The sequence below is a fragment of the Gemella parahaemolysans genome (assembly GCF_053758945.1).
In genome coordinates this window covers 1-8,872 of the sequence record NZ_JBSMTP010000023.1, presented here as the reverse complement: position 1 = coordinate 8,872, position 8,872 = coordinate 1, and the positions used below count along the sequence as shown (strand labels likewise).

General features: G+C 31.2%; 6 protein-coding genes. All 6 read right to left on the bottom strand.

Annotated elements, in window-relative coordinates:
• Positions 1–235 precede the first annotated feature (235 nt).
• The 6 genes from typA to ACWOBP_RS08000 all read right to left on the bottom strand — a co-directional run bounded on the left by typA (position 236) and on the right by ACWOBP_RS08000 (position 8,562).
• Entirely contained in the window at positions 236–2,080 is a 1,845-nt protein-coding gene (gene typA, locus ACWOBP_RS08025) for a translational GTPase TypA (RefSeq protein WP_455338247.1), read from the bottom strand.
• A 208-nt stretch (positions 2,081–2,288) separates the two neighbouring features.
• Positions 2,289–3,944: an L-lactate permease gene (locus tag ACWOBP_RS08020; protein ID WP_455338246.1), complete on the bottom strand. Its 1,656-nt coding sequence runs from the start codon at positions 3,942–3,944 to the stop codon at positions 2,289–2,291.
• A 536-nt stretch (positions 3,945–4,480) separates the two neighbouring features.
• On the bottom strand, positions 4,481–4,945 hold the full coding sequence (smpB, locus tag ACWOBP_RS08015) for an SsrA-binding protein SmpB (RefSeq protein WP_455338245.1): 465 nt from the start codon (positions 4,943–4,945) through the stop codon (positions 4,481–4,483).
• Between the two features lie 11 nt (positions 4,946–4,956).
• Positions 4,957–7,083 (bottom strand): ribonuclease R, encoded by a 2,127-nt coding sequence (rnr, locus tag ACWOBP_RS08010; RefSeq protein ID WP_455338244.1) that lies wholly within the window; start codon positions 7,081–7,083, stop codon positions 4,957–4,959.
• 92 nt (positions 7,084–7,175) lie between these two features.
• On the bottom strand, positions 7,176–7,406 hold the full coding sequence (gene secG / locus ACWOBP_RS08005) for a preprotein translocase subunit SecG (protein ID WP_003144724.1): 231 nt from the start codon (positions 7,404–7,406) through the stop codon (positions 7,176–7,178).
• 76 nt (positions 7,407–7,482) lie between these two features.
• Positions 7,483–8,562: a TRAM domain-containing protein gene (locus ACWOBP_RS08000; protein ID WP_455338243.1), complete on the bottom strand. Its 1,080-nt coding sequence runs from the start codon at positions 8,560–8,562 to the stop codon at positions 7,483–7,485.
• Between the last annotated feature and the right edge of the window lie 310 nt (positions 8,563–8,872).

Genomic DNA, 8,872 nt, shown 5'->3' with positions numbered 1-8,872 from the left:
ACTACTCTTATTTTATCAAGAAAGGATGATTTTTCAATTGTTTAACTTTTATCTCGCACCCGCATAGCGGGTGGTTTTTTGTTTCGGAGACTTCGCCTCCTCAACTGGCTAAAGCCATTAAATAAAACTTGCTCAAGAGCTATTTTCTCTTGGGCAAGTTTCTTTATAAATTACTTATATATAACTAACTAAAAAACTTTCGAAATAATTACCTACTTCGAAAGTTTTTAAATTTCTATTCTTCTGAATATTTAGCTTTACGCGCTGCTTTTTCACGAGCTGCTTTATCTAATTCTTTTTTACGTAGACGAATTGACTCTGGAGTTACCTCTAGGTATTCATCATCACTTAAGTACTCTAGACTTTCTTCCAAAGTCATAATACGAGCTTTTTTAAGTGTTACTGTTTGGTCTTTCGTAGAAGAACGTACGTTTGTTTGAGCTTTAGCTTTTGTGATGTTAACTGTTAAGTCATTCTCACGGCTGTTTTCTCCAACAATCATACCACCATATACATCAGTACCCGGTTCAATAAACACTGTACCACGATCTTCTAAACTTGAGATAGAGTATGCTGTAGCTTGACCATTTTCAAGAGCTACTAATACACCATTACGACGTCCACCAACACGTCCTTTTTGCATTGGTTGATAAGAATCAAATGTGTGGTTAATAATTCCATATCCTTTTGTCATAGACATGAATTCTGTAGAGTATCCGATAAGTCCACGCGCTGGAACGTTAAAGATAAGACGAGTTTGTCCATTTCCGTCAGCTTGCATATCTACCATATCTCCTTTACGTTGACCTAATGATTCAATAACAGCACCAACACTTTCATCTGGTACATCAACTTGAACACGTTCAACTGGTTCGCAATCTACACCGTCGATATTACGGATAATTACTTCTGGTTTTGAAACTTGAAGTTCGTAACCTTCACGACGTAGGTTTTCAATAAGAATTGATAAGTGAAGTTCTCCACGTCCACTTACTACCCAAGAATCACTTGTATTTGGTTCTACACGTAATGAAACATCTGTTTCTAATTGTTGCATTAATCTATCTTCTAATTTACGAGCTGTAACAAATTTACCTTCTTTACCAGCAAATGGTGAGTTATTAACTAAGAAAGTCATTTGTAATGTTGGTTCATCAATGTGAAGTATTGGTAATGCTTCTTGGTGATCTGTCGGACAAACTGTTTCCCCAACGTTAATATCATCCATACCACTTACTGCAACGATATCCCCTGCATAAGCTTCTTGAATTTCTTCACGTTTTAATCCAAAGTAACCAAAAATCTTAGTTACACGGAAGTTTTTCACTGATCCATCAAGTTTCATAAGAGAAACTGATTCTCCTACTTTCATACTTCCACGGAATACACGTCCGATACCAATACGTCCAACATAGTCGTTATAGTCTAATAAAGCTACTTGGAATTGAAGTGGTTCATCTCTATTATCTTTTGGCGCTGGAACGTAATCAATTACTGTTTCATATAAACATTGCATGTTTTCTTCTTGCGCACTTGGGTCACTTTCTAAAGAAGCTGTTCCATTAATAGCTGATGCATAAACAACTGGGAATTCAAGTTGTTCATCATTTGCACCTAATTCAATAAATAAATCAATAACTTCATCTACTACTTCTTCTGGACGAGCTGATGGTTTATCAATTTTATTTACTACAACGATTGGTTTTAAATTTTGTTCTAAAGCCTTTTTAAGAACGAAACGTGTTTGTGGCATTGTTCCTTCATAAGCATCTACTACTAGAAGAACACCGTCTACCATTTTCATAATACGCTCAACTTCTCCACCAAAGTCTGCGTGTCCTGGTGTATCTAGAATGTTAATTCTTTTACCTTTATAATCGATTGCTGTATTTTTTGCTAAAATTGTAATACCACGTTCTCTTTCTAAATCATTAGAGTCCATAGCTCTTTCTTCTACATGCTCGTTTGAACGGAAAATTCCTGATTGTTTTAATAACTCATCAACCAATGTAGTTTTACCGTGGTCAACGTGAGCTATGATTGCTATATTTCTAACATCATCTCTTAATTGTACTGACATTTTTATCTCCTTGTTCTTACTTTATAAAATATATATAATTTTCAGTTTATATATTATTTAATCTAACTTATCAATAATACCACTATTTTTCCTTATTGTAAACAAATATACTAGTGAAAACGTCTTATTTTAATTTTTTTATCTTTTTCTCTTTTCACAAAGAAAAGAAGATCGAGTATATCTCGATCTCCCTTAATATTTTTCTTTATTATGGGTGTACTGGAATCATCCATCCAAGTACTCCTGTTGATTGAAGTGCGATAATAGCACACACTACGATTAATAGGATGAAACTGTGTTTAACTGTAAATTTAAGTAAGTCTGACTCTCTACCTACTAGCCCAACCGCCGCAGCTGCTACTGCGATAGATTGTGGAGAAATCATTTTACCTACTACTCCTCCTGATGCGTTAGCTGCTACCGCTAATAATGGATCCATTCCTACTTGGCTAGCTGTAACTTGTTGTAATTTAGCAAATAGTAAGTTAGCTGATGTATCAGAACCAGTGATAAATACTCCAATCCACCCAAGAGCTGGTGATAGGAATTTAAATGCTCCACCTGTTGCTGCCAGCGCGTATCCTAGAGTATTAGACATACCTGATGCATTCATGATGTATGCAAATCCTACTACAAAACAGATTGTTAACAATGCAATTTTAACTTCATTAAATGTTTGAATAAAGGTTGCACCTGCATCTTTCCAACTAATTTTAATAATAAACTTAGAGATTAACGCTGCTACTAAAATCGCTGTACCGATTGATCCTACTAGGTCAAGTTTGAATACTGCTGCAATTTCTTTTCCTGATACTGAACTAATAATATTGTTGTGGATAAATGGTACCTTCGGATTTAAAGCAAGCGTTTTGAAGAATGCTTTAGAAGATTTCATTGTCCAGATGAAAATAATAAGTGTTAATACAACAAATGGTGACCAAGCTACTAAAACTTCTTTTAGTGTATGTTTTGGTGCAGTTTCTACATCTTTATCAACTTCTTTCTCGTCAGCAAATCTCCAAGTATTCTTTGGTTTCCAGAATTGAAGTAAGATAACTATTGACACTAATGAAACTAATGATGAAAGAATGTCAGGTAGTTGTTCTCCCATGAAGTTAGAACTTACAAATTGCGCAATTGCGAATGATCCACCTGATACTAATAATGCAGGCCATACTTCTAATGTTTTCTTGAATCCAGCCATGATTAATACTAAGTAGAAAGGAATGAAGATAGACACTAAAGGTAATTGACGACCAATCATCGCTGCGATTTCCGCTGCTGCGATTGGAGATCCGTTAGCATAAGTTGCTAATCCGTCCATCGCTGTAACCGGTGCTCCTACAGCCCCGAATGCTACCGGCGCAGTATTAGCTATCATACAAACACCTGCTGCATAAAGTGGTTTAAATCCTAAACCTACTAATAGTGACGCTGTGATTGCTACTGGTGCACCAAAACCTGCTGCTCCTTCTAAGAAAGCTCCGAATGAGAAAGCAATGATTAATGCTTGAAGACGACGGTCATCTGTTAATGATGTGATACTGTCTCGAATGATATCGAAGTGACCTGTTTTAACAGTCATTTTGTATAAGAACACTGATGTTAAAATAATCCAACCGATAGGCATTGCACCATAAACCATTCCTTGGAACGTAGAGAATGCTGCAAATTGAAACGGCATTTTAAAGAATACACATGCGATTACAATCGCTACTATCAAAGTTAACAGTCCTGTTAGCCAACCTTTAACTTTAAAACCTGCAAGTGTTACTAAATAAAACACTATCGGAATTAATGCAACAAGTGCAGAAATATATAAATTATCAGCCACTGGCTGTAATAACTGAGTGAATTTTTCCATAAATACACTTCTCCTTTGTATAAATATATTTTGTTTGATTTGTGAAAATCTATTATTATAAATACACTATTATATCTTACCCCGAAAACAAATATTATCATAATTCTTCTTTAAAATTTTATAAGATAAAAGCATTTCCATTTCCATTCAGATATATAACAGTTTTTTATCTGTTCTATTTTTAACCTGTTTACATATAAGAAGATACTAATATTTGATAGTATTTATCTAATGATTTTCTTGTTTACATTAAATATTGTAGCACGCTTTCATTTAAATGTAAAGCGTTTTTTTAGTTATTTTTACAACATTCTTAAAAAAAGCTTTTATACCAATAAAAAAAGTATATATTTTTTTGAAAAATTTTATTCTCTTTTTTTATAACAGTTATATTTTTCACCTTAAAATTATTATTATTAAAAAAATAGAATATAGGCGTCTTACATTATTTTTACCAAAAAAAATATATCATATCGTAGTTAACTATAACTTCGATATGATATCCTAAATTTCCAATATAATAATATGTAGCTTTTTTAATATCTTTGTTTATCTTTTAATACACGATTAATTTCTTTATTTGCTTCTTTTTGTTTCAATACATGGCGCTTATCATAGTTTTTCTTACCTTTCGCTACACCGATTAAGAGCTTTGCATAGCCATTTTTAATATAAAGCTTCAGCGGAACTATACTCATCCCTATTTCGTTTTGTACATTAGTTAATGAAGCAATTTGTTTTTTCTTTAATAATAATTTTCTTACTCTTAATGGTTCATGATTAAATCTATTTCCCTCTTCAAAATGAGAAATATGCATATTATAAACAAACATTTCTCCTCGCCTTGTTTGACAGTATGAATCTTTTAAATTGATTCTCCCTCTTCTAATAGATTTAATTTCTGTACCTGTTAAAACTAATCCCGCTTCATAAGTTTCTTCTATAAAATAATCATGATTAGCTTTTTTATTTTGGGCAATAACTTTTATTTCTTTATCCATAATCTAATCCTCTATTTTTTACTAATTAATGACTTGTGTTTCAATATTTTAAAGTCTATTTCTTGATTTTCTAAATCAACATTTGCTACTTTAACGATTACTTCGTCTCCAAGTCTATAAACTTTTTTCTTTCTACGACCAATTAATAACATATTCTTTTGATCATATGTATAATAATCATCATTCATTGCCTTAATGTGCACTAATCCTTCAATATTACTTCTTTCAAGGGTAATAAACACACCAAAGTTCGTAACACTTGAGACAATACCTCTAAATGTTTGTTCTTGATATTTTAACATATACTCACATTTTTTCATTCTATCGACTTCTCGTTCGCAATCAACCGCTCGTTTTTCATATTCTGAAGAACTTTCGGCTAAATCAGGTAATCTAGTGATGAAATTATCTATAGTTTGATCAGATACATCTCCATTAAATAAGTATGTTCTAATCATTCTATGTACCAATAGATCTGGATAACGTCTGATCGGAGATGTAAAATGCGTATAATATTTCGTAGCAAGTGCAAAGTGTCCTATATTATTTATTGAATATCTAGCTTGATTCATTGTTCTAAGAAGAATTGTTGAGAGCATAGTTTCTACAACTTCTCCTTTAAATTTTCTAAGCATATTTGCTAACATATAAGGTTCAATTTCTTCAATTTTACCTTTTGTTCTATAGCCAAGACTTGCAGCAATATCAAAGAACTGTCTTAATTTTTCCATTTTAGGCTCTTCGTGAATACGATAAATAAATGGAACTTGCATCCAGTAGAAATGCTCTCCAATTACCTCATTAGCACTTAACATGAAATCCTCAATTAATCTTTCCGATACACCTCTTTCACGAAGAACAATATCTAAAACTTCTCCATTTTCATCAACCACTACTTTTGATTCCGGTTTATCAAAATCAATAGCGCCTCTTGTTTCTCTATTAGCTCGAATTTTTGTTGATAATTCTAATGCTGTCTTCAGCATAGGTACATATTCTTTATATTCTTCTATCGTTTCTTTATTATCTGCATAGACTTCATTAACTTTTTTATAAGTCAATCGTCCTTTAGATTTTATTACAGCTGGATATATATCATAACTTTCAGGATATCCTTTAGTATTAAAATCAATATCACAACAAATTGTATAACGTAGTACATGAGGATTTAACGAACAAATATTATTAGATAATTTTCTAGGTAACATCGGTACTACTCTATCAGCTAAATAAACACTACATCCTCTATTTGCAGCCTGTTTATCTAATGGACTATCTTCCGTTACATATCTACTAACATCAGCAATAAATACTTTTAGACGATAACCTTTTTTAGTTTTAACTACCGAAATAGCATCGTCTAAATCTTTAGCATCATCTCCATCAATGGTAACCACCATTTCATTAGTACAATTTCTATACTTATCTTCTAGTTTAATTTCATCACTTATTTTTTCCGTTTGTTCAAGCACATCTTGAGGGAATTCATTTGGAATATTGTGTTTATAGATTACTGAAAGAATATCAACACCGGGATCATCCTTATGACCAATTGATTTTATAATAATTCCTTTATGATCTTCAAAACTAACCTTCGAATAATCTGTAATTTCGACTAATACCTTACTACCATCAACTAAATTAAAGTTTTTAGCATTGGTTATCTTTATATACTTTGAAATATTTTTATCATCACTTTTTACAAAAGAGAAGAACTTAGCATTAGTTAATGTACCTACTGTATATTTAGTATTTCTTTCTAATACTTTTTGTACTATTCCTTCAAGATTACGGTCATCCTTATAAACACTATCTACTTTTACTAATACAACATCACCCGTCATGGAACTTTGTGTGAATCCTTTAGGGATATAAACCTCTATTCCTAAATCTGCAGAATAGACAAAAGCAAAACCTTTTTGATGTAACCTAATGACTCCCTCAATTTCTAATGGTTCTTTCACATAAAGAAACTTCTCGTTAGGTAACTGAGTTATCGTTAATTTTCGCTCTAATTTCCCTACATTTTTTACTAATTCAACAAATTCTTTTGATGATTCAATATTTAATTTTTCTTTTAAATCTTCTATACTTAAAACTTTATCTTCTTTAAATATTTTTTCAATTTTTTCTAACATATAATCCTCCTTAAATTAGATTATAAACATACGATTATTTCTATAAAAATAAACCTAAAATGAAATTACATTTTAGGTTTACTATTTTTAGTCTATAATTTTAACCAAGTAAGACACACTAGTGATATAAAAAATATTAGTCCTAGTACTACTGTAATTCTTTGTAAAACTAATTCAGCACCTCTTACTTTTTGTTTTCCAAACAGTTCTTCTGCTCCACCAGTTAATCCAGATAGACCACCAGATTTACTTTCTTGTAATAATACTACTACAATTAACAGAATACTGCTCACTATTGCCATTGTCATTAAAAAAGTGTGCATACTCTCCTCCTAAAATAATCATTCGTTAATACAATACAACTAATATTAACACATTTTTTCAAAAAAAGCAAATTTATTAAACAATCTTAGTGAAGATAATTCTTCCTGAAGATGTTTGTAATACACTTTGTACTTCTACTTCAACAGTTTTACCTACAGAACGTTTACCATTTTCAACAACAATCATTGTTCCATCTTCAGTATAAGCTACACCTTGATTATTTTCTTTACCTTCTCTCAATACTTGAACTTTTAATCTTTCTCCTGTTGTTAACATTGGTTTAACAGCATTACTTAAATCATTTACATTTAGAACTTTAATCGCCTGTAAAGTAGCAAGTTTATTAAGATTATAATCAGTTGTAATAATAGCACATTTATATTTTAAAGCATAATCTATTAATAAATTATCAACACCTTTATGCTCATTGTATTTATACTTATTATCAATTTCAAGTTCAATTTCTTTCATTTTTTGAAGATGTTCAACACAATCTAAGCCAAGACGACCTTTTGCTCGTTTTAATGGATCTTCAGAATCTGAAATTAACTGTAATTCTTTCAAAACAAACTCTGGAACAATAATCTTACCTTCTAAAAATCCAGTCTTGGCAACATCTTGAATACGCGAATCTATTAATGCACTCGTATCTATGACTTTAGCTAAAACTTTCTTCGTATTAACTTTTTGGTCTCTTTCCTTAGGTTTATTTCCAAATTTAAACGCCGTAAAGATATTTAAAAATTCTCCTTCACGTCGATATCCTAATACTAATCCTAAGTATCCAAATACTATATAGATTACAGCAGAAATAATTCTTCCCATTATTCCTGCACCAGCTATAACATCTACCCCAGATGATAATAAACTCGCTAATAACAATCCAAGAATTAATCCTATAGTTGTAAATACAATTTTCTGTATAGGTGTTTTTGAAAGACGATCTTCTAATTTTTTTAACATTGCTACAAATCTATCTGAGAATAATAAAGACATTAATACAAAAAATACTGTAGTTCCAATGGTAACAATAAGTCTTAACATCGTCTCACTTAATGACGCAAAAATATTATAGTATATTAATGCACTAGTTGAAAGTGTTCCCACTGTTATCCCTAGAAAAAAGGAAATAATAATTAAAACTTTTTTCAACATAAAAATCACTCCTTTTATTATTTAATTTAAAATGTAAAATTACTAATAATACTTTAATAATTTTACATTCATACTACAAGAGACATAAAACATCTCTTCTATATATTCTACTACATTCTACTTAAAATTAACATAACTAAATCTTATAAAATTAAATTTTTCCAAAATATTATTATGAATTTTAAAAATAATGACCACCCCTGAAAAGGGGTGGTTTTCTCTTCGGGTATAACCCTTTGTTACTAACACGCACCTCAAGGCGCTGGCTTTCACATTCGTTCAAGCCCTATTGTATTTTGACGCCCGCTAC